The 25,953-nt window shown below is 45.8% G+C and carries 17 protein-coding genes and 15 tRNA genes; 16 read left to right on the top strand and 16 right to left on the bottom strand.

What is annotated here, in order from left to right:
- Nucleotides 1-3: 3 nt before the first annotated feature.
- Together K5Q99_RS11290 and K5Q99_RS11285 are read right to left on the bottom strand one after the other, a co-directional pair.
- Complete coding sequence (locus K5Q99_RS11290) at nucleotides 4-561, bottom strand: methylated-DNA--[protein]-cysteine S-methyltransferase (RefSeq protein WP_220776918.1); 558 nt, start codon at nucleotides 559-561, stop codon at nucleotides 4-6.
- A 93-nt stretch (nucleotides 562-654) separates the two neighbouring features.
- Nucleotides 655-2,352, bottom strand: a complete 1,698-nt coding sequence (locus K5Q99_RS11285) for an Ada metal-binding domain-containing protein (protein WP_220776917.1) — start codon at nucleotides 2,350-2,352, stop codon at nucleotides 655-657.
- A 435-nt stretch (nucleotides 2,353-2,787) separates the two neighbouring features.
- Here K5Q99_RS11285 and K5Q99_RS11280 point away from each other — a divergent pair, with 435 nt between their 5' ends.
- Nucleotides 2,788-4,617 carry an ABC transporter ATP-binding protein gene (locus K5Q99_RS11280; protein ID WP_220776916.1) on the top strand — a complete coding sequence of 610 codons (1,830 nt, stop codon included), beginning with the start codon at nucleotides 2,788-2,790 and terminating at the stop codon, nucleotides 4,615-4,617.
- 585 nt (nucleotides 4,618-5,202) lie between these two features.
- On the opposite strand, the gene K5Q99_RS11275 is transcribed toward K5Q99_RS11280, so the two are convergent.
- From K5Q99_RS11275 to gltX, 9 genes are all read right to left on the bottom strand, one after another.
- Nucleotides 5,203-5,278 (bottom strand) — tRNA-Glu (locus K5Q99_RS11275).
- A 212-nt stretch (nucleotides 5,279-5,490) separates the two neighbouring features.
- Nucleotides 5,491-5,566: transfer RNA gene (locus K5Q99_RS11270), tRNA-Glu, on the bottom strand.
- A gap of 118 nt (nucleotides 5,567-5,684) precedes the next feature.
- Nucleotides 5,685-5,760: transfer RNA gene (locus K5Q99_RS11265), tRNA-Glu, on the bottom strand.
- A gap of 118 nt (nucleotides 5,761-5,878) precedes the next feature.
- Nucleotides 5,879-5,954: transfer RNA gene (locus K5Q99_RS11260), tRNA-Glu, on the bottom strand.
- A gap of 134 nt (nucleotides 5,955-6,088) precedes the next feature.
- A tRNA-Ala gene (locus K5Q99_RS11255) sits at nucleotides 6,089-6,164 on the bottom strand.
- A 104-nt stretch (nucleotides 6,165-6,268) separates the two neighbouring features.
- Nucleotides 6,269-6,344: transfer RNA gene (locus K5Q99_RS11250), tRNA-Glu, on the bottom strand.
- 214 nt (nucleotides 6,345-6,558) lie between these two features.
- A tRNA-Glu gene (locus K5Q99_RS11245) sits at nucleotides 6,559-6,634 on the bottom strand.
- A gap of 135 nt (nucleotides 6,635-6,769) precedes the next feature.
- Nucleotides 6,770-6,845: transfer RNA gene (locus K5Q99_RS11240), tRNA-Ala, on the bottom strand.
- A gap of 104 nt (nucleotides 6,846-6,949) precedes the next feature.
- The gene (gene gltX, locus K5Q99_RS11235; protein WP_106650979.1) at nucleotides 6,950-8,359 is read right to left on the bottom strand and encodes a glutamate--tRNA ligase; all 1,410 of its coding nucleotides are present in this window, start codon (nucleotides 8,357-8,359) and stop codon (nucleotides 6,950-6,952) included.
- A 616-nt stretch (nucleotides 8,360-8,975) separates the two neighbouring features.
- Between gltX and K5Q99_RS11230 the strand changes: the two genes are divergently transcribed.
- From K5Q99_RS11230 to K5Q99_RS11170, 13 genes are all read left to right on the top strand, one after another.
- Nucleotides 8,976-9,051: transfer RNA gene (locus K5Q99_RS11230), tRNA-Val, on the top strand.
- A gap of 57 nt (nucleotides 9,052-9,108) precedes the next feature.
- Nucleotides 9,109-9,184, top strand: a tRNA-Val gene (locus tag K5Q99_RS11225).
- Between the two features lie 39 nt (nucleotides 9,185-9,223).
- Nucleotides 9,224-9,299: transfer RNA gene (locus K5Q99_RS11220), tRNA-Val, on the top strand.
- A gap of 47 nt (nucleotides 9,300-9,346) precedes the next feature.
- A tRNA-Val gene (locus K5Q99_RS11215) sits at nucleotides 9,347-9,422 on the top strand.
- Between the two features lie 28 nt (nucleotides 9,423-9,450).
- Nucleotides 9,451-9,526, top strand: a tRNA-Val gene (locus K5Q99_RS11210).
- 28 nt (nucleotides 9,527-9,554) lie between these two features.
- Nucleotides 9,555-9,630: transfer RNA gene (locus K5Q99_RS11205), tRNA-Val, on the top strand.
- 28 nt (nucleotides 9,631-9,658) lie between these two features.
- Nucleotides 9,659-9,734 (top strand) — tRNA-Val (locus K5Q99_RS11200).
- Between the two features lie 170 nt (nucleotides 9,735-9,904).
- Complete coding sequence (locus K5Q99_RS11195) at nucleotides 9,905-10,135, top strand: hypothetical protein (RefSeq protein ID WP_006082294.1); 231 nt, start codon at nucleotides 9,905-9,907, stop codon at nucleotides 10,133-10,135.
- A 467-nt stretch (nucleotides 10,136-10,602) separates the two neighbouring features.
- The gene (locus tag K5Q99_RS11190; protein ID WP_220776915.1) at nucleotides 10,603-11,622 is read left to right on the top strand and encodes a TRAP transporter substrate-binding protein; all 1,020 of its coding nucleotides are present in this window, start codon (nucleotides 10,603-10,605) and stop codon (nucleotides 11,620-11,622) included.
- A 59-nt stretch (nucleotides 11,623-11,681) separates the two neighbouring features.
- On the top strand, nucleotides 11,682-12,338 hold the full coding sequence (locus tag K5Q99_RS11185; protein WP_220776914.1) for a TRAP transporter small permease: 657 nt from the start codon (nucleotides 11,682-11,684) through the stop codon (nucleotides 12,336-12,338).
- The gene (locus tag K5Q99_RS11180; RefSeq protein WP_006082297.1) at nucleotides 12,338-13,735 is read left to right on the top strand and encodes a TRAP transporter large permease; all 1,398 of its coding nucleotides are present in this window, start codon (nucleotides 12,338-12,340) and stop codon (nucleotides 13,733-13,735) included. The genes K5Q99_RS11185 and K5Q99_RS11180 overlap by 1 nt, the downstream gene beginning before the upstream one ends.
- Nucleotides 13,736-13,864: 129 nt before the next feature.
- Nucleotides 13,865-15,661: a sensor histidine kinase gene (locus tag K5Q99_RS11175; protein ID WP_220776913.1), complete on the top strand. Its 1,797-nt coding sequence runs from the start codon at nucleotides 13,865-13,867 to the stop codon at nucleotides 15,659-15,661.
- Nucleotides 15,662-15,665: 4 nt separating this feature from the next.
- Entirely contained in the window at nucleotides 15,666-17,045 is a 1,380-nt protein-coding gene (locus K5Q99_RS11170) for a sigma-54-dependent transcriptional regulator (RefSeq protein WP_006082299.1), read from the top strand.
- A gap of 81 nt (nucleotides 17,046-17,126) precedes the next feature.
- Here the strand turns inward: K5Q99_RS11170 and K5Q99_RS11165 are convergent, their stop codons facing one another.
- A complete protein-coding gene (locus tag K5Q99_RS11165; RefSeq protein WP_220776912.1) occupies nucleotides 17,127-17,576 on the bottom strand; it encodes a DMT family transporter in 450 nt (149 codons plus the stop codon).
- Between the two features lie 9 nt (nucleotides 17,577-17,585).
- A complete protein-coding gene (locus K5Q99_RS11160; protein WP_220776911.1) occupies nucleotides 17,586-18,020 on the bottom strand; it encodes a DMT family transporter in 435 nt (144 codons plus the stop codon).
- A gap of 96 nt (nucleotides 18,021-18,116) precedes the next feature.
- Between K5Q99_RS11160 and K5Q99_RS11155 the strand changes: the two genes are divergently transcribed.
- A complete protein-coding gene (locus tag K5Q99_RS11155) occupies nucleotides 18,117-19,055 on the top strand; it encodes a LysR family transcriptional regulator (protein ID WP_220776910.1) in 939 nt (312 codons plus the stop codon).
- Nucleotides 19,056-19,114: 59 nt separating this feature from the next.
- On the opposite strand, the gene K5Q99_RS11150 is transcribed toward K5Q99_RS11155, so the two are convergent.
- Both K5Q99_RS11150 and K5Q99_RS11145 read right to left on the bottom strand, forming a co-directional pair.
- Complete coding sequence (locus tag K5Q99_RS11150; protein ID WP_220776909.1) at nucleotides 19,115-19,255, bottom strand: hypothetical protein; 141 nt, start codon at nucleotides 19,253-19,255, stop codon at nucleotides 19,115-19,117.
- 77 nt (nucleotides 19,256-19,332) lie between these two features.
- The gene (locus K5Q99_RS11145) at nucleotides 19,333-20,580 is read right to left on the bottom strand and encodes an MFS transporter (RefSeq protein WP_012197365.1); all 1,248 of its coding nucleotides are present in this window, start codon (nucleotides 20,578-20,580) and stop codon (nucleotides 19,333-19,335) included.
- A 152-nt stretch (nucleotides 20,581-20,732) separates the two neighbouring features.
- On the opposite strand from K5Q99_RS11145, the gene K5Q99_RS11140 reads away from it, so the two are divergent.
- Complete coding sequence (locus K5Q99_RS11140; RefSeq protein ID WP_012587291.1) at nucleotides 20,733-21,614, top strand: LysR family transcriptional regulator; 882 nt, start codon at nucleotides 20,733-20,735, stop codon at nucleotides 21,612-21,614.
- 96 nt (nucleotides 21,615-21,710) lie between these two features.
- Here the strand turns inward: K5Q99_RS11140 and K5Q99_RS11135 are convergent, their stop codons facing one another.
- Nucleotides 21,711-25,607, bottom strand: a complete 3,897-nt coding sequence (locus K5Q99_RS11135) for a S8 family serine peptidase (RefSeq protein WP_220776908.1) — start codon at nucleotides 25,605-25,607, stop codon at nucleotides 21,711-21,713.
- Nucleotides 25,608-25,953 lie beyond the last annotated feature (346 nt).

The raw sequence follows: 25,953 nt of genomic DNA, 5'->3' as shown, positions 1-25,953 counted from the left end.
AGCTTAAATATCGAGGCAGTGCTTGTCAGTTTCCAGCGTTAACAACTGCTGTTTCATCGCAAGCCCGTAGGCGTAACCCGTTAACTTGCCATTTTTGCCTATCACTCTATGGCAAGGCACGATAATCGCGATGGGATTGGCGCCATTGGCCGCGCCCACGGCGCGCACTGCCTTAGGCCGACCGATTTGCTCGGCAATTTGCCCATAACTACAGCTCTGGCCGTAATCTAGATTGAGCAAGGCTTGCCATACGTCGCGCTGAAATTCAGTGCCCTTGGGCGCGAGTTTTAAATCAAATTCAACCCGCTCACCCGCAAAGTAATCCGCGAGCTGCGCCTGAGTTTCGCGAATATGCGCCTTAGCTTGATTGAGGGCATCCTCACTCGCCTTGGCAAGCACAATCTCAGTGCGATCCGAGCCGACAACCGTTAAATGGCTTAGTCCATAGGCATTGGCATTTAACTGCAATATTCCGGCAGGACTGATAAACGTATCCACGGCGCAGGGTTGATATTCTGCAATGCTTGGCGCTTGGCTCAATTGACGAATCGCATGTTTCATAATCTGTCTCTTTATTTGATCTTAATTTGGTTCTTAACTGAACTGCTTACTCATCTTTTTAAACTGGCCATTTAATGTGAGACAGCTTAATGGTTATTGATGCCAAAGCTGAAAGGTTAAATAACTGCCCCATGGGGCAATTTGTTGGCTCAGCTGCTCGCACAATTGGGGATAGCTCACCGCTGCAGCGGCTGTTTCATCCAACCTATTGTTCTTGATATATAAGGCCAATAAATGCTTTTTAACAATCAAATCCGAATGCAAAAACACGTTTGGATCGCCCAAGCCACGAAGCTTGGCATACGCTATCGTCCAAGGACCTATGCCTTTAACGCTAAGCCAATCATCGACGCTCGCCTCAGGATGTTCGCAGATAAACGCCGCGAGCGCATTGAGCGCTAATTTACGGGCGCCCGGCATTTTAAGCTCAGTTAAACCCGCCTCACGAATCGCCTCGGGTGTTGGGAATAATCGATACTCGCGGCCATTGAGACTAAAACGCTCCCCATAGGCTTCAACTAATATATTCAGTAACTTAGTTGCTTGCACGACCGTCACTTGCTGGCCCAAAATCGCGCGGCAAACCGCTTCAAATAAAGATCCAGCGCCAGGAATGCGAAGTCCCGAAAACGGCGTTAAGCCTAAACTCGGTAGCGTACTTAAACCTTGTTCAATCTGCTGCATATCCGCATCGAGATCTAAAATGCGTCGCACCTCAGTGACCAGCAATTGCAGCTCATCAACGGCGGAATCTTCGGTCAAAGCAATCGCAAGTTTGAAGCGATTTAGCTTAGGTTCATGGATAATTTGCACTGTGCCGCGCATCTTGCCTATGGCAAAACAGCGACCATATTCGAGCCCGTTATCGTCAGCCTTGGCTTCTGCTGAAACATAGGTTTCATCTGCAATCTGAACTGCATCGCTCGCTTGTGGATGACTCATTTGCGGCGTAAACCACTCCATCCCTGTCACCGCACGTAAGCGATAAAATGCCAGCTGCGATGCCCAATCCAATGGGGGTCGATAGTATTGATATAGGGTTAATCCATAGTGCGGCACAAATTCACCCAAAGTATCAATTTCACCGAATCCTGTTGATGAATCAATATCCTGCTCCTTTGCCGCCTTGGTTAACGCGGTCTTTCTTAATTGCGTTGGCGTCAATTGTAAGGTTTGCTTAAATGCCTCATTGAAACGGCGAATACTGTTGAAACCCGCCGCCAACGCGACTTGGGTGATAGGTAATTGGGTTTGATGTAGCAGTTGTTTTGCAAACAGTAACTGCCGGTATAAGGCATATTGTTTAGGCGAAGTGCCAAAACCTTCGGTAAAGAGCTTATTGAGATAACGACTACTGATCCCTAATCTGTCAGCCAATTGTGTCACAGTCGACGCTGGCTCTCCCGATGATTTCCCCGCTAAGGCACCCGCTTCAATTAAACTAATGGCCCTCGCCAACGTTGTGCCAGTGCCTTTCCACGGATTTGAACCTGGCGCACTGTCGGGCCGACAACGCAAACACGGGCGTAATCCCGCCTGTGCGGCTTTCACGGCCGAATCAAAATAACGCACATTTTGCTCTTTTGGCGCGACGGCGGGACACACGGTACGGCAATAAATCCCCGTCGTTAATACGCCCACAAAAAACTTACCATCAAAACGCGGATCGCGGCTCATCCTCGCCTCACGGCAAATAGACGCAGAAAGTAGTCCCGCACTGGATTCCAGTGAATGCACTGAGTCTATTTCATCACACTTAATCGCACTCTCAGACGCTCTATCTGTACTCATTTTTCATCACGCCCGACAATATTCGCTCACAATTAATTTCTTGTTCATTACTTTACGTAAAACTAGCATGTAGCACTAGCGGAAAACGGAACTCAATCATTTCAATGCTTTTAGGGAATGAAATCTTATATACCCAAGCTACCTGAAGATACGAGTTTCAGAGCGTCTAGGGTGCTTCAATTCAAGGCGCATCAATGACAGAATGTCGGCCACCTTTTGAATTGATGCAACACGGAAGTGGAGTGCCCTAGACGCTCCGTTCCGGCGGGTTTTAACGCACTTTATGCCGTGTTGGTTATTTTTAACTTAGTCCACTAGGTCTGCAAATAACCGCCTTGCCTAAAGTGCGTTAAATTCCCGCTGAATCCTGCATCTTCAGGTTGTTTGGGTATATGCTATACGCGACTATTTTTTATCTCACCATAGAGTTAATTCATGTTTAAACGATTTGAATCTTGGGTTGAAGCCCTCCCCGATGATGAACCGACTAAGCCACCCACAGGGGTTTATGCTTTTTGCCGCCACTACACTAAAGGCTACGAACTGCCGCTGATCTTAATGTCAGTGCTAACCGCGATGCTGGCGATGCTTGAAGTGTCCCTGTTCGGATTTATGGGCCAATTAGTGGATTGGCTTGTGAAAAAAAATCCCGAAACCTTATTTCAAGACGAAGGCACGACCTTAATGCTGATGGGGGGCATGGTGCTGATTGTGATGCCAATATTGGTATTACTGCATGCGCTTATCATGCATCAAACCTTGCTCGGCAATTATCCTATGTCGATCCGTTGGCTCGCCCACCGTTATTTGCTAAAGCAAAGTGTGTCATTTTATCAAGATGATTTTGCTGGCCGAATCGCCACCAAAGTCATGCAAACCTCCCTAGCCGTGCGTGAAACTGTGATGAAATTACTCGATGTATTGGTATACATTCTCGTGTATTTCACTTCTATGTTAGTGATGATCGCCAGCGCAGATCTGCGCTTAGTCATACCTATGCTCATCTGGCTTGCACTGTATGTTGGGCTGCAATGGTACTTTGTACCTAGGCTCAAAAGTGTCTCTACCGAACAAGCCGATGCGCGCTCGACCATGACAGGCCGTATTGTCGACAGTTATACCAACATCACCACAGTGAAACTATTTGCCCACACGCAAAAAGAAGCCGAATACGCCAAATCCAGCATGCGGATATTCTTAGACACGGTTTATCGCCAGATGCGCTTAGTAACGGGCATCAGTGTCAGCGTGCAAATTATCAACTATGTACTCGCATTCAGCATTGCCGCTGTATCGATAGCTCTGTGGACTGATAATGCAATCACGGTAGGCGCCATCGCCATTGCGGTCAGTTTAGCACTACGCTTAAACGGCATGTCACAGTGGATCATGTGGGAAATCAGTTCGTTATTTGAAAATATCGGCACTGTCACCGATGGGATGAACACCTTATCGAAAACAACGATCATCCAAGATGAGCCAAACGCCAAGCCGTTGGTCGTCAATCAGGGTAAGATTGATTTCAACCAAGTGTGTTTCCATTACGGTGAGCAAACAGGGGTAATTGAAGATCTGAATCTGAATATTAAGGCTGGTGAAAAAGTTGGCTTAGTGGGACGTTCTGGTGCGGGTAAGTCGACCTTAGTGAATCTATTAATGCGCTTCTACGATGTCGAGAAAGGTCAGATTAATATTGACGATCAAGACATTAAAACAGTTATGCAGGATTCGCTACGCTCGCAAATCGGTATGGTAACCCAAGATACATCACTGTTGCACCGTACTATCCGCGAGAACATTCTTTACGGCAATCCAACGGCCAGCGAAGAACAGCTCGACAGTGCGATTAAACAAGCTCAAGCCTATGACTTTATTAAGGATCTAAGTGACCCTCACGGTAATCATGGCTTAGATGCCCAAGTCGGTGAACGTGGTGTAAAACTTTCTGGGGGCCAAAGACAGCGTATCGCTATCGCGCGGGTTTTATTAAAAAATGCGCCGATTTTGCTGCTTGATGAAGCCACTTCAGCGCTTGATTCTGAAGTCGAAGCCGCCATTCAAGAAAGTTTATATGAGTTAATGCAAGGTAAAACAGTCATTGCAATCGCTCATCGACTTTCGACCATTGCAGCAATGGACAGGCTAATAGTGTTAGATCAAGGCCGAGTCGTCGAACAAGGCACTCATCAAGAACTTATTGCCGCTGGCGGTATTTATGCCCAGCTATGGGCACACCAAACCGGTGGATTCTTAGGTGTAGACTAAATTAAACGTTAAATGACGAAAGGCGACACTCAGCAATGAGTGTCGCCTTTTTTATCTCAAATAAGTCTCCGCCTAAATCTGCCCTCTTCCCGCAAAGCTTCACTCTTACACTCGCCCTCATATTCACCGCAACGATACGCTATTTTGCACAATAGATGCAGTGAGAACGGCTCACTTCAAATTGCGCTCGTTGAGCTATTGGAAGCATGAGATAAATCGCGATTAACGGTTCAACTTATCAGTATTGAAAGTAGCAGCATTCAAAGTGCCAACACACTGAATAATCCGAAAGGTAAGTTTTAGCTATGGGTTAACGTAAGGTTAAGCAGGAAAACACTTAAATAATTCTTATCACACAATTGAACAGAATGACTTCACCACACTAAGTATGCCTCTCGAAGCATTATTTATCTTAATGTGGATGGTTTGATTGGTGGGTAAATTCGGCTTCGGCAAATAACTCGAGGCGTATGACTCGCAAATGAACTGGGGGTCTCGATTAAATACTAAAATTTAGATACAAAAAAACCACCTTGAGGTGGTTTATTGTCTTTAACCAAAGTTTCGATAAACCTTGATTAAAATTGGTATCCCCTAGGGGATTCGAACCCCTGTTACCGCCGTGAAAGGGCGGTGTCCTAGGCCTCTAGACGAAGGGGACCCGGACTTATTAATTTGAACTTAATGTTCCCGTTTAACATCTACGGTATCCTAGGCACTCTCTTCTAAAAAAAGAAGGGTACCCGGACTTATGATTTAACTCGTAACCGAGCTTTGTAACACATTCACTTCAGTAGGCTAGGAAGTAAATGCTTTGTTCTTACCAAACAACTCGTTAGTTATTTGCTAGGAACCACTCTCTATAAAAATAGATGGTATCCCCTAGGGGATTCGAACCCCTGTTACCGCCGTGAAAGGGCGGTGTCCTAGGCCTCTAGACGAAGGGGACCCGGACTTATGATTTAACTCGTAACCGAGCTTTGTAACACATTCGCTTCAGTAGGCTAGGAAGTAAATGCTCTGTTCTTACCAAACAACACGTTAGTTATTTGCTAGGAACCAAAATTTGGTATCCCCTAGGGGATTCGAACCCCTGTTACCGCCGTGAAAGGGCGGTGTCCTAGGCCTCTAGACGAAGGGGACCCGGACTTATGATTTAACTCGTAACCGAGCTTTGTAACACATTCACTTCAGTCGGCTAGGAAGTAAATGCTTTGTTCTTACCAAACAACACGTTAGTTATTTGCTAGGAACCAAAATTTGGTATCCCCTAGGGGATTCGAACCCCTGTTACCGCCGTGAAAGGGCGGTGTCCTAGGCCTCTAGACGAAGGGGACCCCGGACATATTAATTTGAACTTATTGTTCCCGTTTAACATCTACGGTGTCCTAGGCACTCTCTTCTAATGAAGCAAGGTCACCTCAGACATATTAATTCGAACTCACGTTCCTGCTTAACATCTACAGTAAATTGGTGGAGCTACACGGGATCGAACCGTGGACCTCTTGCATGCCATGCAAGCGCTCTCCCAGCTGAGCTATAGCCCCAAATTTTTGTCGACACTGCTAACTTTAATAGTATGCGTATCAGCAGAAATTTAGATTTTGTTCATACCAAACAACTCGTTAGCTATTCGACAGGAACCAATACTTGGTATCCCCTAGGGGATTCGAACCCCTGTTACCGCCGTGAAAGGGCGGTGTCCTAGGCCTCTAGACGAAGGGGACCCGGACATATTAATTTGAACTTAAAGTTCCCGTTTAACATCTACGGTATCCTATGCACTCTCTTCTAGAAAAACGAAGGGTACGCGGACTTATGTTTTAACTCGTAACCGAGCTTTGTAACACATTCACTTCTGTAGGCTAGGAAGTAAATGCTTTGTTCTTACCAAACAACTCGTTAGTTATTTGCTAGGAACCACTCTCTATAAAAAATATATGGTATCCCCTAGGGGATTCGAACCCCTGTTACCGCCGTGAAAGGGCGGTGTCCTAGGCCTCTAGACGAAGGGGACCCCGGACATATTAATTTGAACTTATTGTTCCCGTTTAACATCTACGGTGTCCTAGGCACTCTATTCTAAAGAACGAAGGTAACCTCAGACATATTAATTCGAACTCACGTTCCCGCTTAACATCTGCAGTAAGTTTGGTGGAGCTACACGGGATCGAACCGTGGACCTCTTGCATGCCATGCAAGCGCTCTCCCAGCTGAGCTATAGCCCCAAACTTATTAAACTACATTTAAGTGCACTACAAGCATTTGCTCGTCTGTGTCTCAACTGCGTGGCGCATTCTATGCAGCGCACCTAAAAGTGTCAACTCGTTTTTTAGGAATTTATTCTATCTGCTACAAATTCAATCGCTTTGGATATTCTTTGCTCAGAACGGCTTCTTCCGATTAAAAATAATGTGATATCAAGGCCTGGTGACTGCCCTGCCCCTGTTACAGCGACACGTAAAGGCATACCAACCTTGCCCATACCCACATCTAATTCTGTTGCAGTGTCTTCAATCGCCTGATGGATAGCTTCTACAGTCCACTCAGTTAATGCGGCTAATTTTTGTTGAACCAGTTGCAACGGCTCTAACGCAACACCACGTAAATGCTTTTTCGCTTGGGCCTCATCAAACTCTGCAAAGTCTTCATAGAAATAGCGGCTAGAAGCGGCTAACTCTTTTAGTGTCTTAGCGCGTTCGGCTAATGCCGTAACCACTTCCGCTAATGCTGGGCCGTTTGACATATCAATTTTTTGATCGTCCATGTGCCATTGTAAGTGTGTTGCCACATATTCTGGGGCAAGACTCTTTATATAGTGTTGGTTCAACCACACCAGTTTATCGGTATTAAAGGCAGAAGCGGCTTTATTGATATCACCGAGCTTAAAGTATTGTTTCATTTCTTCTAATGAGAAGATTTCTTGATCGCCATGTGACCAACCTAAACGTACTAGGTAGTTCAACAGTGCTTCTGGCAAATAGCCATCGTCACGGTACTGCATTACGCTCACTGCGCCATGACGCTTAGATAATTTCGCGCCATCATCACCGAGAATCATAGAGACGTGAGCATATTCTGGGATCGGCGCCCCTAATGCTTTAAGGATATTGATTTGACGCGGCGTATTGTTGATATGATCTTCACCACGAACCACACAGGTAATTCCCATATCCCAATCGTCAACGACTACACAGAAGTTATAGGTTGGCACACCATCGGTACGGGCGATGATCAAGTCATCTAATGCATCGTTAGAAAATTCAATACGGCCACGAACATGGTCATCAAATACCACTGAACCGCCGATAGGATTTTTGAAGCGCACGACAAATGGTTCATCAGTATCACGAGCGGGTAAGTCACGGCAGCAACCATCGTACTTTTGTGCTTCACCGTTGGCGGCTTGTGCTTCTCTTAACGCATCAATACGCTCACGTGAGCAATAGCATTTGTATGCAGTGCCCTTTGCTAACATTTGGGCAATAATTTCGTTATAACGATCAAAACGCTTAGTTTGGTAATACGGGCCCTCGTCCCATGTCAAACCTAACCAGTTCATACCTTCTAAAATCGCATCGCAGGCGGCTTGAGTCGAACGCTCAATATCAGTGTCTTCAATACGTAATACAAACTCACCGTTATTGGCACGAGCTTGTAACCAAGAATAAAGTGCAGTACGGGCACCACCAACATGTAAGAAACCAGTAGGACTAGGGGCAAAACGCGTCTTAGTTGTCATAATGGGACACTAACCTATATAAAGTCGTCTAGATAAAGACAATCACGATAAAAAAGTGGGCTTATTCTAACAGTCAAAGCAGGCGCTGCAAATGGGACAAGCTCTGCAGTATCACTTATCTAGTAAAATCGTGACGCTAAATCCCTTCCTTATATAGAGAAGCCTATATAAAGGTGCACATATTAGAGTGACGCTACTCTTATCACCCGCAAACCTGCACCCCATTTATCTGACTTAAGACTCATGGATTGATTTTCGCTACGCTTAGATCCCTGCCCTACTTTTGCCCCTATCATGCCTTCAGCTATAAATAGTGTGTCTTTGACGCAACGCCTATACATCGCTATCCACTCAATCTCTAACATCTAATCATTGTGAGTCACTCACACCCTGTCATTTTATCGTCCGAAATGCTCACGAATGACATGAGTCTAGCTATCGCGGCATCCAAAACACCCAAATTGCACGCCATTGACAGGCGAATAAACTAACACTTTGATCGGCGGCGTGATTAGCATTAAGCCAATGCGAACAAAAATAGCGCGACCAATGCTTTTTTCACTAAAAAGCGTTGACACTAGATCGAACCTCCCTATAATACGGCTCCACACAGCGAGGTCGATTAGCTCAGCTGGGAGAGCACCTCCCTTACAAGGAGGGGGTCACTGGTTCGAGCCCAGTATCGACCACCATTGTTTTTATACATAATTTGTAAAGAAATAATGGCTGTACAAAATAGTTATATCCCAGGTCGCTTAGCTCAGCTGGGAGAGCACCTCCCTTACAAGGAGGGGGTCACTGGTTCGAGCCCAGTAGCGACCACCATATAACTTAATGTACCTTATTGTGTGAAAGTCATTCCCAGGTCGCTTAGCTCAGCTGGGAGAGCACCTCCCTTACAAGGAGGGGGTCACTGGTTCGAGCCCAGTAGCGACCACCATTCTTCAGTGAAGAATGACTTAAAATTGTGTAATATCAGAATTCCCAGGTCGCTTAGCTCAGCTGGGAGAGCACCTCCCTTACAAGGAGGGGGTCACTGGTTCGAGCCCAGTAGCGACCACCATATTCTGCAATACACAAGTTATATCCCAGGTCGCTTAGCTCAGCTGGGAGAGCACCTCCCTTACAAGGAGGGGGTCACTGGTTCGAGCCCAGTAGCGACCACCATATTCTGTAATACATAAGTTATATCCCAGGTCGCTTAGCTCAGCTGGGAGAGCACCTCCCTTACAAGGAGGGGGTCACTGGTTCGAGCCCAGTAGCGACCACCATATTCTGCAATACACAAGTTACATCCCAGGTCGCTTAGCTCAGCTGGGAGAGCACCTCCCTTACAAGGAGGGGGTCACTGGTTCGAGCCCAGTAGCGACCACCATATTTATCCCCCCAATAAACTTTACCAACACGCTGACTCAACTATGCTTGATCTCAATCAGCGAGTGCTAAATTTTACTCTTTCGCCTTTTATAATCCGTAAAATACCAAGCTCTATCGACACTCAGCCTGATTTCATTCTGCTTTTAGCATTGTTTGGAGATCAACATTATGGCCAGCGTCAGTCAATCCGCTTCTCTTGCCAATATTGCCGCTTATTTAAAGCATACCCACGCTTGCGATGAGCAAACGGCACTCAAGGAAGCACGGGAAGTCATGCATAATCTCGTTAGTATGCGCCAAAAGGGCTTTATTACCGGTTGGTACTTTGACGAACAAGGCCACTTAGAGTTGTTGCCTAGCGATGCGATCCTAAAACGTATCCTTTTAGATGATGATTAACTGCACCAACTGTCCCTTTGTCTTGATTGACGACAAACACCATCGACTTGACCACAATTAACCACACAATCAGCCTACACTGCTTATCCCAAAATAATCCATCACGCATTTTTCAGCGTAGCGCATACTTTTGCGGCATTTTTTGATCTCAAAATAACTAAGTTTGTTTAATAAACCTGCACCGTCAAGGGCTATCTATTTGAGGCAGATCCGCGCCATGGGTGGGTTCCCACCCAAATACAAAATCACTGTGAGCGAGATCTCACCCACAAAACTAAAAGTGTGACAAACATCAAATGAACTACACTTTAGTAACCAAACACTTACAGAAGTCAGTGTAAGTTGGCGTGGTATTTGCCTTTAGTAAGACAGACCTCAGGGAAATCAAGGCTGTATTCCTACTCAAACTTGGTAACAAACTAACCAAGACTGAGGACAAATCCTAACAACAGAAAAAGGAACTCAAGATGACATTGAATCAACAAACTGGATTGACCCGTCCACTCAAAACCTTAGTCAAAATGCTCGCCGTTGCCTCCGTGTTCGCAACCAGCTTTAACGTATTTGCAGAACCTATTGAAATTAAGTTTTCGCACGTTGTGGCAGAAAATACGCCCAAAGGCCAAATGGCACTTAAGTTTAAAGAACTCGTTGAACAACGTTTACCGGGTGAATACAAGGTCAGTGTATTTCCTAACTCACAGTTATTTGGGGATAACAACGAGTTAGCTGCACTACTGTTAAACGACGTGCAATTTGTTGCGCCGTCACTCTCAAAATTTGAACGTTACACTAAACGCCTACAAGTATTCGATTTACCTTTCCTCTTCAATGATATGGATGCGGTAAACCGTTTCCAACAAGGTGAAGCAGGTCAAACACTGCTGAACTCTATGACCCGTAAAGGGATTGTCGGTCTAGGTTATTTGCACAATGGCCTGAAACAGTTCTCGGCTAACACGCCACTTAAAAATCCATCTGATGCAAACGGCTTGAAGTTCCGCGTAATGGCATCTGATGTTTTGGCGGCTCAGTTTGATGCTGTCGGTGCTATCCCAGTGAAAAAACCCTTCTCTGAAGTATTTACCCTGCTGCAAACCCGCGCTATCGATGGTCAAGAAAACACGTGGTCAAATACTTACTCACAAAAGTTTTATGAAGTGCAAAGCCAAATCACTGAAAGTAACCACGGTGTGCTCGACTATATGGTCGTGACCTCTGACACTTTCTGGAAAGGCTTACCCGCTGACAAACGTAAGATCATCAAAGAAGCTTTAGATGAATCTATCGCATTAGGTAACAAAATTGCCGCTGAGAAAGATAACCAAGACAAACAGTTAATCCTAGATTCTAAACGTTCACAGTTAGTGACTTTAACGCCTGCTGAACGTCAAAAATGGGTCGATGTGATGAAACCAGTTTGGGCTAAGTTTGAAGAGCAAATCGGTAAAGATGTGATTGAAGCTGCTGTAGCTGCAAATAAATAATAATGATGATAGCCGCTTAATCTCAACCGAGGTTAAGCGGCCATTTCAGCGAGGGGATTATGGCTGTGATATCGCGAATATTTGGTTATTTTGAAGAAGGTGTGCTCAATTTATTGATCACTCTGATGACGTTGTTAGTGTTTTCAGAAGTCGTCGCACGATTCTTCTTCAATACGGGTTTTCTGTGGATCCAAGAACTCACACTGACCTTTTGCGGTTGGTTTGTGTTGTTTGGTATGTCTTATGGGGTAAAAGTTGGCGCGCACATTGGTGTCGATGCCTTCGTTAAAAACTTAGCGCCTCGGGCCAAAAAGATAACGTCCCTCGTTACCGCCTTTGTCTGTATTGTCTATTGCGGACTCTTTTTAAAAGGCAGTTGGGATTACTTAAGCCAGATGTATCAAATTGGTGTGCCTATGGAAGATATTAATTTCCCCCAATTTTTGTTAAAAAGCCTCGACCCAGACTTTGCTTGGAACACCTTACGGATTGATGTTGAAGATGGCGCGGTACCGATTTGGTTATCCCAGAGCATCTTGATCATTGGTTTTTCGATGTTGACTTGGCGATTCGCCGAACTCTTTATTGCCATCCTACGTGACCAAGTCACTGGCTTCCAATTTGCCGATGAAGCGAAAGAAAGTATGCACTTAATCGATGAAAGCGTTAAAAACGCCAATGAAGAACCCGTCTCTGACGAAAAGGAGACTAAATAATGGCGATCGCAACCCTATTTACCGCCCTATTAGTGTGTATGTTTCTCGGTATGCCTATCGCTATTGCGTTAGGTTTTTCCAGCATGCTCACCATTTTGTTTTTCTCGAATGACTCCTTAGCCTCAGTGGCACTCAAACTGTATGAGTCTTCATCGGAGCATTACACTCTGCTCGCTATCCCCTTCTTTATTCTGTCATCCGCCTTCCTCTCAACCGGTGGCGTCGCGAGACGGATTATCGATTTTGCCATGGACAGTATTGGACATGTCCGTGGTGGATTAGCGATGGCATCTGTTATGGCCTGTATGCTGTTTGCGGCGGTTTCAGGCTCATCACCCGCTACCGTAGCTGCGATTGGTTCAATCGTGATTGTGGGCATGGTTAAAGCGGGTTATCCCGAGAAGTTTGCGGCGGGGGTTATCACCACCTCAGGCACACTTGGTATTTTGATCCCACCGTCCATTGTGATGTTGGTGTATGCGGCAGCGACCGAAGTGTCTGCAGCAAGAATGTTTATGGCAGGTTTAATCCCAGGTTTAATGATGGGATTCATCCTGATGATCGTTATCTACATCGTCGCCCGCTTTAAGAACTTGCCTTCGCGTCCTTTCCCAGGCTTTAAACAACTGGGGATTTCAAGCGCCAAAGCTTTGGGTGGATTAGCACTCATCCTTATCGTACTCGGCTCTATCTATGGCGGCGTTGCTAGCCCGACTGAAGCTTCGGCTGTGGCTTGTATGTATGCGTACTTTATTGCGGTATTTGGTTACCGTGACATTGGGCCATTAAAAGAGGTGGCTTGGCGCAATCAAGGTGAAAGCTTACCTAAAGCCGCCGCACGTAACTTAGGTCACATGTTCCTAGGGCTAATTAAAACGCCTATCGACAAAGACATACGTAACGTAGTGCGTGATGGTGCTAAGGTCAGTATCATGCTGCTGTTTATCATAGCTAACGCTATGTTGTTCGCGCATGTATTAACCACTGAACGTATTCCACATATTATCGCTGAGCATATCGTTAACATGGGTTTACCCGCTTGGGGCTTCCTGATCATCGTTAACTTACTGCTGCTTGCTGCCGGTAACTTTATGGAGCCATCGGCAATTGTACTGATTATGGCGCCGATCCTCTTCCCTATCGCGACTCACTTAGGCATAGATCCTATTCACTTAGGTATCATCATGGTGGTAAACATGGAGATAGGTATGCTCACGCCGCCGGTGGGGCTCAACCTCTTTGTTACCGCGGGGATCACGGGTAAGAGTATTGGCTGGGTCATTCAATCGGTTCTGCCTTGGTTACTGCTGATGTTAGCTTTCTTAACCTTGATCACTTACGTGCCACAGATTTCGCTCTTCTTACCAGAATGGTTGGATTCGATGCGTGGATATTAATCTGCAATGCAAGGTTGTGAGATTACCCCTTGATTACAGTTAGTTTTTAAGCGAGCCTAGTCAGGCTCGCTTTGTTTTATGATGCACAATCTCAGTGATTGATACCGTCGCTTTATCAGGATAGCCACCATGTTGCCCATGACGCCTAAGGCCAAGAAACGCCTCTTTCTCACTGTAGTGTTACTTGCAGGCCTATTTGCAACGCTCAAACTGACCTATTGGGTGCATTTGCATCAAGGTAAAATCGAGATCCAAACCCAATCGGAGAAACAACTGAAGGAGTTAGTCAGCTTTCTCGATGGTGCATTATCGCGATACGAAAGCATTCCCCACGTGCTCTCGACTAACCCTATGCTCGCCAATGTACTGAACGACCAACAAAACCCCGATAAAGTCCAAGAACTTAATTTATATCTCGAAGAAATCCAGCATGTCACTGAGGCGTCCGATATCTATCTGATTGATGCCTTAGGGATCGCGATTGCCGCCAGTAACTGGCAACAGAGTTTCTCCTTTATTGGCAAGGATTATTCCTTTAGACCCTATTACACCGATGCTATTTCGGGCAATTTAGGCCGTTATTATGCCGTGGGTACCAGCTCAGATAAGCGTGGTTTTTACTTTTCTTACCCTATTTATCAGCAAGGCGGCAAAGGCATACTCGGCGCGATCATAGTCAAAGTGGACATTAGCGGTATCGAGCAGCAAAGCACGAGCATTGCCATTGCGGGTCAATACCAATTCCTTATCAGCGACCCTGAAGACATTGTTTTTATCTCTAGCGTCGATGAGTGGCGGTTAAAGTCACTCACTCCACTTACCCAAGCCAAACAATATGCGCTTAATGCATCAAAGCGTTACGCGGAACGCCCCATAGGTGAACTGTTGATGAAACCGCCCTATGAGAGTGGCAGCCAAGCCATGCTCTACCAATTACAAACGGGCAGAGATCATGAGCAATACATGGATAATCATCAGTTGATGGCCAAAGCTGGCTGGCGGGTGCACATCTTAGCGCCCATCAAACCCTTGCTGTCGTCTTTACCTGCACTAATGTTACTGTCAGCCAGCATTTATCTGTTGCTGGCGCTCAGCATCTTGTTTAGCGCCGAGCGTCGCCGCAACCTACAGCGTATGCAGCTGGCACAAAGCCTGTTAGAGCAGCGAGTCGAAGAACGGACTCAGGACTTGCAGCAGGCGAACCATCAGCTTAAAGATACTCAGGATGAACTCATTCAAGCGGCAAAACTCACAGTGATCGGCAGTTTATCCGCCAGCATTAACCATGAGCTTAATCAGCCGCTTGCGGCACTGCGCAGCTACGCCCAAAATACTCAAACCTTTCTAGCCCGTAATATGCAAGATAAGGCTTTGGATAATATCAAGATTATTATTGAACTGACCGATAGATTGGCCGATATTGTCGGCCAATTTAAAAGCTTCACTCGCAAGAGCCAAGGCACGGATAGCGCTACCGATATTGGCCGCTGTATCAAACAAGCGCTGACCATAGTTCAGCCTGCAATAGACAAGCAAGGCGTTGAACTCGATGTGCAGTTACCCAATGGCAACTATCAGGTTTGGGGCGATAAAGTCCGATTACAGCAAGTGTTTGTCAATATCATGAGCAACGCCATTGTCGCTATGCAACAATCGGTTAAACGCAGCTTGGTCATCCGCGTGACCAATGAAGATAAGTTCTGTATCAGCATCCAAGATTCTGGCCCTGGCGTGCGTGAAAGCCAAATGGAAAAAATATTCGAACCTTACTTTACCACTAACGAGCGCCACGGATTAGGGCTGGGCTTATCGATTTCACAGCGTATTATCGAATCCATGCAAGGCCAAATTAACGTTGCCAATGCCGAAGAGGGTGGCGCCATTTTCCAGATTATTTTACCTATTTATTTGCTTGAGGAACGTTAGTCTCATGAGTGTGCCCAATTCCATCCAAGATTATTCTGTACTCATCATCGACGATGAGCCGCACATAGGCACAGTTCTCGTTCAGCTATTTGAACTTGAGGGCATTAAGGCGCTCGCCACCACAGAGCCTAAAGGGATCGCTAAGCACCTGCATAAGGATTGGGCGGGAATGGTGATATCGGATGTCAACATGCCGCAATTAGATGGCATCAGCTTAATGCAACAAATCCGGCTGCAGGACCCCGACCTCCCCGTTGTGCTATTGACAGGGTTTGGGGATATCGCCATGGCAGTCAATGCCCTAAAGCAAGGCGCCTACGACTTTCTCGAAAAGCCCTTTAATAACGAGCATATACTCGATGTGGTCAAGCGCGCCTTAGATAAACGCAGCCTGACCCTAGAGAACCGTAAGCTTAAAAAGGATCTCGAAAGCCAGAGCGTACCAGGCCCTCGCATTTTGGGTAACAGTGTCGGCATCAACCGCATGCGCCACATCATAGATCAAGTGATAGACACCCCCGCTGACGTGTTAATCGAGGGTGAAACAGGCACAGGTAAAGAGCTCGTCGCCCGCTATTTACACGATCACAGCAGCCGCAGCCAAGCCAACTTTGTCGCCATCAACTGTGGGGCGATCCCCGAAAACTTAATTGAAAGTGAGCTCTTTGGCGCCGAAGCAGGTGCCTTTACCGGCGTCGATAAGATGCGCATTGGTAAGTTTGAATACGCCAACGGCGGCACATTATTTTTAGATGAAATTGAAAGTACGCCACTGTCGCTGCAAGTAAAGCTGCTGCGGGTACTTGAAGATCGTAAAGTTGAACGCTTAGGATCAAACAAAAGCATCAGCCTTGATATACGGGTAATTGCCGCCACTAAAGTAGATTTAAAAAGCCTGTGTGACACGGGGGAGTTTCGTCAAGACTTGTTGTATCGCTTAAATCTGGTGACTGTGCCTATCCCTCCCCTGCGGGATCGCCGAGAAGATATTCCTTTGCTGTTCCTGCACTTTGCCCGCGTCGCATCGGCACGCTATCACAAAGCGCTTATTGCCTTAAATGCCGAGCAAAACGCCATACTCACCTCCCACGACTGGCCGGGTAATGTGCGTGAATTACGTAATCTCGCCGAACGCTTTGTGCTGCTGGGCGGAGAAGCCGCCTTTGCTGGCACTTTGGGCAATACCCCAAGCCTGCACTCGAGTATGTCCTTGCTACAAAGGGTAGAGTTTTTTGAGCGGGTACTGATTGAAGAAGCGCTTAGCCACAACAAGGGCAGCATTAAGCAAACAATGGAGCAGCTGGAACTGCCCCGTAAAACCCTCTACGACAAAATGCGAAAATACGATTTAGACCGCAAGCAGTACATTAACTCCGATGACTAGCTCATTTCGATGACAAGAGAGTGCGAACCCAGCTTGAGCTGGGTTCGCTATCACAGCATAAAAATGAGTCTGAATCATGTATTACGCCGACGTTTTATTACTTGAATGTATAAAATACAGTGCGATCGCCAAACAGATCACGGCGGCGATTCGACTTGCAGAAAAGTGAATCGTTTCATTGCCAAGCCAGCCAAAATTATCAATCAACATACTCATTAGTAGCTGTCCAAAAATAACCGCAACGGTTGCGACAGCTGTACCTATCCGCTGAACGGCTAACACCATGATGACGATATAAGGCACGCCACACATTGCACCTAATAACTGCCATTTAGGTACATCCAACAATGTCACTGCTTGAGGTGGTTCAAAATAAAAAATCAACAACCCAGTGATCAAGGCTCCAGTCGAAAAAGTTAAAAATGCACTGCGAAACACCCCCACTTTACTCCCCAGCTGTCCATTTATTGCTGCTTGCATACTCAAGGTTGCCCCGCCAATCACAGCCAACATAATCATAATCAATGTCATAACTCGCCCTTAACTTTGCGCCATCAGCACTAATGCTGCGACGATAAATAGCAGTGCCACAATACGTTTGGTATCAATTCGTCTATGTGCTGTACCAAATAAACCGTAGTGGTCAATCAGCAAACTCTTCGCAACTTGGCCTGCTAAAATACCGATCATTGTCATAGCAATCCCAACTGCTGGTGTTGCGATCGTGAGTATCACCACATAAATAGGGCCCAGCACGCCGCCCGTTAATGTCCAAGAGGGTTGCGCGAAAAATGAGGGACTATTTCGAGGGCTGAAAAACAGCATCAAGATAAAGGTAAGCGCTGCGCCAACACCGAAAATGCTAAAGGTTGCCCATAACTCCCCGACTTCAGCACCTAAAGGTCCTAGGAGGCCCGCTTCAACGGATAATCCCGCCCCTCCTAGCACAACAAAAAAAATCATTAAAAACTGCATACATAAGCTCCTGTGATTAAGGGCAGCAAGAGTACCCTAGTCGATAAAACCAATAAATGAGACAATGCAGGAAACACCTGTGCAGAATTTGCAAAAATGAATGATATAAACTCAATCAATATGCGAGCGTTAAAGTTTTTTATCGGCGTTTATGACAGCAAAAGCTATTCTGTTGTGGCTCGAAAGGAAGGGGTCTCTCCCTCGATGATTTCTAGAGTCATCAGCCAACTAGAAGATTCTCTGGGACAGCAGCTGTTTTATCGAAATACCAGGGCAATCATACCCACGGAATCGGGTAGGATTTTCATTGAATATGCGCGTTCCATGGCAGAGCAACTGAATGAAGTCCGCAATGAATTATTAGATAGGACGATAGAACCTAAGGGATTGATCAGAATTAATGCCCCGGTTTTTTTCGGCCAGCGACATATTGCGCCTTGGTTAGCGGGGTTTTTAAGGCGATATCCGCAGGTGCAAGTGGAGCTCACACAAACTGACGATTATATCGACCCGCATGTTAGTGCCGCCGATATTATCTTTCGTATTGGCACTTTGGTTGATTCATCACTCCACTCAAGAATGCTGGGAAGCCAAACCTATCATCTTGCGGCGTCCAAAGCGTATATAGCACTGCATGGCATGCCCACTGAACCCGCCGATCTCAAAAACCATCAATGCCTAGTCTATAGCGGATCTTCGGGTCAAAATCGCTGGTTTTTTAACAAGAACAAGACGACATGGCTGCATCAACCCATCACCCCCATACTCACCTCAAATAATGCGGAAACATTACTCATAGCCGCATTAAATGATATGGGAATCGTCCTCTTTCCTGACTGGTTAATCGGTGACTCTCTTAAAAATGGACAACTTATTTCATTGCTCACGGACTGCGAATCAGCGATAAAAATTGATCAGCATTATATTACTGCGATTTACCCAAATTCTCGCACTCCCTCATTGAATGTCCGCGCTGTGATTGACTACTTTCTTGAGGTGTATGGCAATCCGCCCTATTGGAAATATCAAGGTTAATAAATCGCTGCACTTAAGCTGCAACAGATGCATTAAATCAGAACGCTTAGTGGATGAGCTTAAATATCGACCATAAGACTCAAGGCATGAAACTCAGCCCCACATTCCGCATAACGAGTATGATTTGCAGGTTTGAGCCAGCTGATCAAACGACCCACACCAAAAACGAAGGCCAACGGTTGATGTTGGCCTTTATTCATTTGATTTAATCACTTGATATAATAGCTTAGCGATTTTTTTACTTTTATTGCTTTAACAACAATAGCCCTGTCGAAGCCTATGCAAGCGCACGAACGTCATTGGTTTGATGGTAATGTAAACGGGTGATGGCCAAGGCAATCAAAGCCAGTAAGGTTAATGACCCCATTACCACGCCGCGCCACTGCGCCTCATGCCAAAACATCATTAAATAAGGGCCGCCTATCGCCGCGCCTAAGTAGTAACAGCATAAATACAGTGATGTCGCCTTAGCCCGATCGCGACTGGCCCGCATTGCGACAAAAGAATTACAGCAACTGTGGGTGAGGAAGAAGCCACAGGCTGTCATCAAAAAACCTAAGCTAATGGTTAAAGTGGTATCAAACAGGGTCAGTAAACTGCCGAGCAACATCACGCACCAAGACCACTGATACAACTTATGTTGGCCAAATTTGGCGAGCCATTTCGCAGTGAAATACGAAGCTATAGTACCGCTGGAATAACACAGGAAAATCAAGGTTGCTTGAAAGCGACTCCATTCATAGGGCGCCGCCATCAAATGCAGCTGAATAAAACTAAATTGATTCACCATCATCATAAAGGTTAAGCCGCCAATCGCGTAGACCAAGCGCATTTGTGCATCGGTGAGATGATGGCTAAAGCCATGAAGATCTTGGGCTAAACGGGCGCGTTTTGATAAAGAGGGCTCAGTTTTACTCTTTGACATGGCCTGCGCATCGGCAAGTGAAGGCAGTAAATAGTTCACTAAAGCCACGCCCGCTAAGGTGACTAAAAACAACAGCCACATGGATTCTTGCCAAGATAAAAACTGCGACATAACGCCGCCGAGTAAACGGCCAACAATGCCACCAATGCTATTCGCCATAATGTAAATGCCCGCGGCTTTGAGCATAGTGCTCGGTGACAACTGCTCCTTAAAGTACGCCATAGCAATCGCTGGCACGGCAGCGAGTAATGCACCTTGCAGCAATCGCACTAGCACTAGCCCATTAAAATCCGGTGCCCAAATCAACAATAAGTTAGATAGCGCCAACAACCACAGGCTGACAATAATCGGTGTGTGTCGACCGATACGGTCTGACAGTACCGCATACAAGAGCAATGAAAAGGCCAAGGAAAAACTGGTTACCGACAGGATTAACGTCGCTTTAGACCCAGATACCGCAAAATGCTCCGCAATTAGCGGCAGCATGCCTTGCATCAGATACAAGTTGATATACACCACCACAGAAGCAACACATAGCGCCCACATCAGTCGGGTATCACGCTGTTTATTATCAATCATAGTATCTAACACGGCTTGCACAGGAGCCTCGACAAAGCATCACTCATAGGATAGACAAAGGTTATCACTGGGCATAACATAACAATAATAGATAATATCTATCGCTATCATTGATTTTTGTTATAACCACAACGCACCGACCTTGCCACTATTCAACAGTATGGGCCCGATTGATGGATATCCGCCAACTCAAGCATTTAGATGCCCTTGCCAGTACTGGCAGCTTTACCGCCGCAGCCAAAAAGCTCAATATGGCCCAACCGGCCTTAAGCCAAAGTATCAAGCGCTTAGAAGTCGCACTCGGCGTGACTTTAGTTAATCGTACGAGCAACAAGAATGACAAGCTGCTCGCACTCACGGCCGAAGGTTTAGTCTTGCATCAACATGCCACTTTGATCCTGAAACAGATTAAGCAGGCCGAAGCGCAAATCCGTGCCATGGCCAATCTCACCTCGGGGGAAGTCCGCATTGCCGTGCCGGGCATGCTGGGATCTTTCTACCTGCCCTCGCGCTTAATGGCTTTTCGGCATAAATACCCCGAGTTGAAACTGTCACTGTTTGAAGGCGGGACGCGCGACGCGTTGCGTATGTTGCAACAGGAAGAAGTGGATATTGCAATCATTACCGCCCAAGACCTACAACCCGAATTTGATAGTCAGCTGTTGATCCGTGAGCAAATGGTGATCGCTATGGGAGCCGAACATCCTTTAGCGGAACATAGCGCCGTCAGTCTCAATGACTTTTTCGACCATGAATTAGTGATGTTCAAGACAGGTTATTTCCACCGCGAGTGGATCTTATCGCAAGCCAAGGATCTGGGGAAAAAGCCCAATGTCGCCTTCGAGACTAATTTGATTAACCTTATCAAACAGATTGTTTCCCAAGGATTTGGGATCACCAGCGTGCTCGAAATGGCAATCAGCTCAAAAGATGACATTTTAGCTAAACCCTTCGATCCTCCAGTATTTTTGAATCTGCACATCGCATGGAAAAAACAGCGCCCCGTGAGTCAAGCAGACCGCGCCTTTGTCGATTTTTTAATGTCAAATCGCTGACCTAAATCGATTAAAACAAAAAGGGCTGATATTGATATCAGCCCTTTCTTTTTACTAGTAACTAACTGTTACACCTTGCGATTTAACCTTAAACAATTAGCCTTGCTTACGACGGCCAAAGGCAAATGGTAGCAATAACAAGCTTAACCAACCTAATGAACCACCATCATCTTTCTTAGCTGGTGTTTCTGTCACAGACACAGACACAACACTTGAATCTTTGTTGCCATGATTGTCCGCTACAGTCAGTTGGAATGACACGGTTTGAGCAGTACCACTTACTTCTGGCGCCACTAGATTAAGCTTGGCTGCATTCGCGTCAAAGTTGAAGCTCGCGCCGCCTAACTGAGTCCATTTGTAGGTCAATGGGTCATTGTTAGCATCGGATGACTTGCTCGCATCGATAAACAGTGGTTTACCTTCTTGAACAGATACCGGCGCTTCAATCACTGCCACTGGCGCAACTTCTGGCACATCAAATTGATATTCTTGCTTCAAGATTTCAGCCGACTCGTTGTTCACTTTGTTGGTCAAAGTCACAAGGTTGTCTTGGCTTGCCTTACGTGGCACTAAGTCAAACGTCACATCTTGTGCCGATGCACCAGAGACCATCTCGATAGTCCAAGTGATCTTATTACCCACTTGTGTACCTTGATGGCTGATATTAGCCACTTCGTGACCTTCTGGTAATAACGCCTCTAAAGTGTAAACGCGGGTTTCTTGCGTTTTGTTCGCTTCGACACGGGTCTTCATCATTTTAGCGGCGCCTGGCGTTAACTCGCCAGAAACAGTGCTACCTAGAGGCGGTAAAACATCATCACTGACGCGCTCAAATATAACCGGAATTTTAACCGGTGCGACTTTGTCATCAGTAGTGGTCAGAGTCAGCATTGCCAAGCCAGCATCGCCCACTAACATCGCTTGTTTCCAAGCTAAGTTGACGTTGAAATCTTTATGATCACCGGTAAGATTTGCCGTTAAGTTATCACCCGCTTCATCGTATAAGGTCACTTGTTTCAAACTAAAAGCATCATCCGCATCGGCTGCAGATGCCTGATAGTTTTGTATCACGACAATATACTCACCTTTCACTGGGTCCTTAATAGACACACTTTCCTTTGAACCACCAAAAGCCGAAGATGCCGCGATAGAAAGCTTACTACCATCTTTCTTATCGAGTATCACAAACATGTCTAAGTCAGGAGAGGTGGTATTACCGATTGATGCATTGAAATATAACGCTTTGTCTTCAACGTTAAAGCTAAATACTTTTACGCCATCGGCTAAATCATCAAATGCACTATCGGTATTTGAATCTTGTTTCACACTTGATTCATAAGTAGCGCTTAACTTAAGTGCAGTCACTGTCGCCGCAACACCCGGTAGATCAATCGCTTTCAAGTGAGCCAAATTGCGCTCATCGGCATCACGTGAGGCTGAAACATTAACAACCGCAGGTAAGTCGCGTTTAGCAATTTTAGCCACGATCGGCATGTTAGCCGTTGGGAAGGCTTCCGAAGCTAATACTAAGTTACCAAAGCCCCAACTTGCACCGACGTTAGTCACATCCGCAGTCACAGTGATAGTTTGACTCTCACCTTTTTTCAGGTTGAAGCTTTCTGGCGTCACAGTTAACGCGAACTTATCGGTTGCGGAAACACCTTTTGCTGTCCAGCTACCGTCAGCCATTGCAGTGACAGTACGTGTCCAAGTACAAGTATCGATACAACGTGAATCAGCCATGCTTGGAATGTTTAACTTACGAGGATCGCCACCTGTTGTAGGGTTAGCAATCTCGTAGTTTAAGGCACTTTCATCCATCACTAAGCCAGATTTAGCCGCTAAATCCACACGAATACGGCCTGCGCCTACGTCAAACGGATCTGCAACAGTTTTGCCATCGGCTTTTTTCATCGCTTGGGCTGTCGTTGCTGTCATCATTAGCGCAGAACGAATGTTATCTGGGGTCCAATCTTTATGCAGTGATTTAAGTAACGCGCCAGCACCGGCAACGTGAGGACTCGCCATCGAAGTACCTGACATCAACGTGAAATCAGCAGGATCAGTTCCCGTCTTATCATGGCCGAATTGTTGATCTGCATAAGCAGCGTAAATGTCACTACCCGGTGCAGCAACATAAGGCACGAGTACATCGTTAGTCAGGTTAGGTCCAATCAATGAGCTGGCAGCTAAAACATCCGCTTCTTTACTGATGACTTTAGGGGTTGGAGACAGCGTGATTTCAAGCGCTGGATTTGCCGCCATAGCAGCAATCAGTTCTAAGCCATCGATATCGCCAATAAATACCGCTGGAATATCCAATTTATCTAGCCCAGACATGGTCAGACGCGCATTATTTTCACCATCTCTATTGAAAACAATCACACCCTTAGCGCCAGCTTTCATCGCCGCAGCGACTTTAATATCAAATGAACAACCACCGCGTCTTAAAACAGCGATCTTATCTTTAAAAGCATCCGCAGCGAATGGTTTACAGGCTTCAAAATTGGCCGCATCAATTGTGCCTGCATAAACAGGCACACCTTTGAGCACTTCTGTTTGAACCGGGCCAGAGCCAGCAGTGTAGTGGTAGTTTTTACCATTAAATTCAACGGCGCGTACTATGTCGCGATTGTGGGTCGAGTTAGCAACCGACGTATACCAAGGCGCATTTTTAGGCGTTGAGTAAGGTGTTTGATTAATAGCAGGGCTAGTATTTGTCGCGGCACGTGTGTTACCCGCAGCAACGGCAGCAAAAATACCCGCATTACGTGCAGCTAAGAAACCTTGCTCTGTTGCACTATTCCACGGATTTCCACCACCGCTGATTGAAAAGTTAATCACATCGACGCCATCTTTGATTGCATCGTCTAACGCTTTTAAAATAGGTGCGGTCGGGCATCCAGAATAAGTGTCGCCCGCATTACCCGGATTACAGATTTGATAAGCTATGATGTTTGCATGTGGTGCAACACCTGAGATTTGCGCAAATTCAAGACCCGTCGCAATACCATCACCTTCTAACTTACCCGTTTCACCTTGCACATAAGGGACATTCACTAAAATGTTACCCGCTGCTGTACTGGCGACATGCGAACCGTGTCCGCCGTAATCCTCACCATTTTTTGCCGGAGGGGTGTCACCATACACTTTTACGTCATCAAAGTTATTGGTGATTTCTGGATAGCTACGGACACCGATCAGTTTATCGTTACACATGCTGGCGAAATCAGTTTTACAGTCACCAATATAGATGCCTTGACCTAATGGGTTTGTGTGGTCATAACCATCTTGACCAACATCCGCAAATGAAGCATGGTCAGAGTTAATGCCTGAGTCGATAATACCGACGATCACACCTTCACCCATGGCTTTCGTGCCCGTTGCACTACCATCCCATACATTTGGAGAACCGATAAGCGCTTGGCTAACATCAGTTTCCATTTGTTCCATGCGTTCGCGCTCAACAAACGCAACCTCAGGTAACTCAGCCATTTTCTTCGCTTGAGCTTGAGTCATGCGCACTGCCATACCGTTTAACGCATACTGATAGGTCGTTAATGGCTGCAGATTGGTGCCAATAGCCGCACTTGCGTTAGCTAGAAATCGGTTTTGTTTGACTTTTAAATAGCTAACATAGCTTTTGACTTCAGGTCTTGAAGCATCGAGTTTACCATTCACCGCGACTTTTGAAGTGCCACTTGCCTGCACTCTCTGTGAGCTCGTCGCTTTAAAACCAGGAGTCGTTCCTTGATAATTAGCAACTGAACTGTCGCGTAAACGAACGATATAAGTAAATTCACCCTCGCCTAAATCAGCTTCTGGTACAAACTTAACTTCAGCCCCGGCAGCATTACCGCGTAATGATGTGGTTTGTAGTTCACTTGGAATATCTAACTGCAAGGTTTCACCCGTAGGTGATAAAACGGTTTGCGCATTTGCCGCCGACGATAGCAGCGCCATAGACACTGCTAGTGCTATTTTAGTTTTCATTGTGACTTCCCTAATTCTTATAAGTTGTATGATTTATAAAACTCAGGTTGGTGGCATGAACACACTGCAACAACCAAGAACGTCACCTGTAACTGACATTTTTTATGAATAACCATTCAATTTACTGTGATGATGATCACTGAGTTTTATCGCGACAATTTGTAACACGCAAAGATACAAATTAAAACATCAAGTTAACAGAACGTTATTCAGTAAATCGTGTATCAGCTTCTATTTATCTTAAAAAAGAGAAATAGATTGTTTCGAAGGTTGAATAGCAGGTAAATTAAAGCTCATAAACAAAAAATGCGAAATATAAATAGTTATTTAAAATCAGCACATTAAC

The organism is Shewanella hafniensis (genome assembly GCF_019655335.1).
In the GTDB taxonomy this organism is placed as follows: Bacteria; Pseudomonadota; Gammaproteobacteria; order Enterobacterales; family Shewanellaceae; genus Shewanella; species Shewanella hafniensis.
Note: the sequence above shows the minus strand (reverse complement) of the source record. Positions and strands in the feature narration are given on the sequence as shown.

Excerpts from the sequence above, each read along its gene's own strand:
- K5Q99_RS11290 (WP_220776918.1), bottom strand. The coding sequence starts at position 561 with ATGAAACATGCGATTCGTCAATTGAGCCAAGCGCCAAGCATTGCAGAA.
- K5Q99_RS11285 (WP_220776917.1), bottom strand. The coding sequence starts at position 2,352 with ATGAGTACAGATAGAGCGTCTGAGAGTGCGATTAAGTGTGATGAAATA.
- K5Q99_RS11280 (WP_220776916.1), top strand. The coding sequence starts at position 2,788 with ATGTTTAAACGATTTGAATCTTGGGTTGAAGCCCTCCCCGATGATGAA.
- gltX (WP_106650979.1), bottom strand. The coding sequence starts at position 8,359 with ATGACAACTAAGACGCGTTTTGCCCCTAGTCCTACTGGTTTCTTACAT.
- K5Q99_RS11195 (WP_006082294.1), top strand. The coding sequence starts at position 9,905 with ATGGCCAGCGTCAGTCAATCCGCTTCTCTTGCCAATATTGCCGCTTAT.
- K5Q99_RS11190 (WP_220776915.1), top strand. The coding sequence starts at position 10,603 with ATGACATTGAATCAACAAACTGGATTGACCCGTCCACTCAAAACCTTA.
- K5Q99_RS11185 (WP_220776914.1), top strand. The coding sequence starts at position 11,682 with ATGGCTGTGATATCGCGAATATTTGGTTATTTTGAAGAAGGTGTGCTC.
- K5Q99_RS11180 (WP_006082297.1), top strand. The coding sequence starts at position 12,338 with ATGGCGATCGCAACCCTATTTACCGCCCTATTAGTGTGTATGTTTCTC.
- K5Q99_RS11175 (WP_220776913.1), top strand. The coding sequence starts at position 13,865 with ATGTTGCCCATGACGCCTAAGGCCAAGAAACGCCTCTTTCTCACTGTA.
- K5Q99_RS11170 (WP_006082299.1), top strand. The coding sequence starts at position 15,666 with ATGAGTGTGCCCAATTCCATCCAAGATTATTCTGTACTCATCATCGAC.
- K5Q99_RS11165 (WP_220776912.1), bottom strand. The coding sequence starts at position 17,576 with ATGACATTGATTATGATTATGTTGGCTGTGATTGGCGGGGCAACCTTG.
- K5Q99_RS11160 (WP_220776911.1), bottom strand. The coding sequence starts at position 18,020 with ATGCAGTTTTTAATGATTTTTTTTGTTGTGCTAGGAGGGGCGGGATTA.
- K5Q99_RS11155 (WP_220776910.1), top strand. The coding sequence starts at position 18,117 with ATGAATGATATAAACTCAATCAATATGCGAGCGTTAAAGTTTTTTATC.
- K5Q99_RS11150 (WP_220776909.1), bottom strand. The coding sequence starts at position 19,255 with ATGAATAAAGGCCAACATCAACCGTTGGCCTTCGTTTTTGGTGTGGGT.
- K5Q99_RS11140 (WP_012587291.1), top strand. The coding sequence starts at position 20,733 with ATGGATATCCGCCAACTCAAGCATTTAGATGCCCTTGCCAGTACTGGC.
- K5Q99_RS11135 (WP_220776908.1), bottom strand. The coding sequence starts at position 25,607 with ATGAAAACTAAAATAGCACTAGCAGTGTCTATGGCGCTGCTATCGTCG.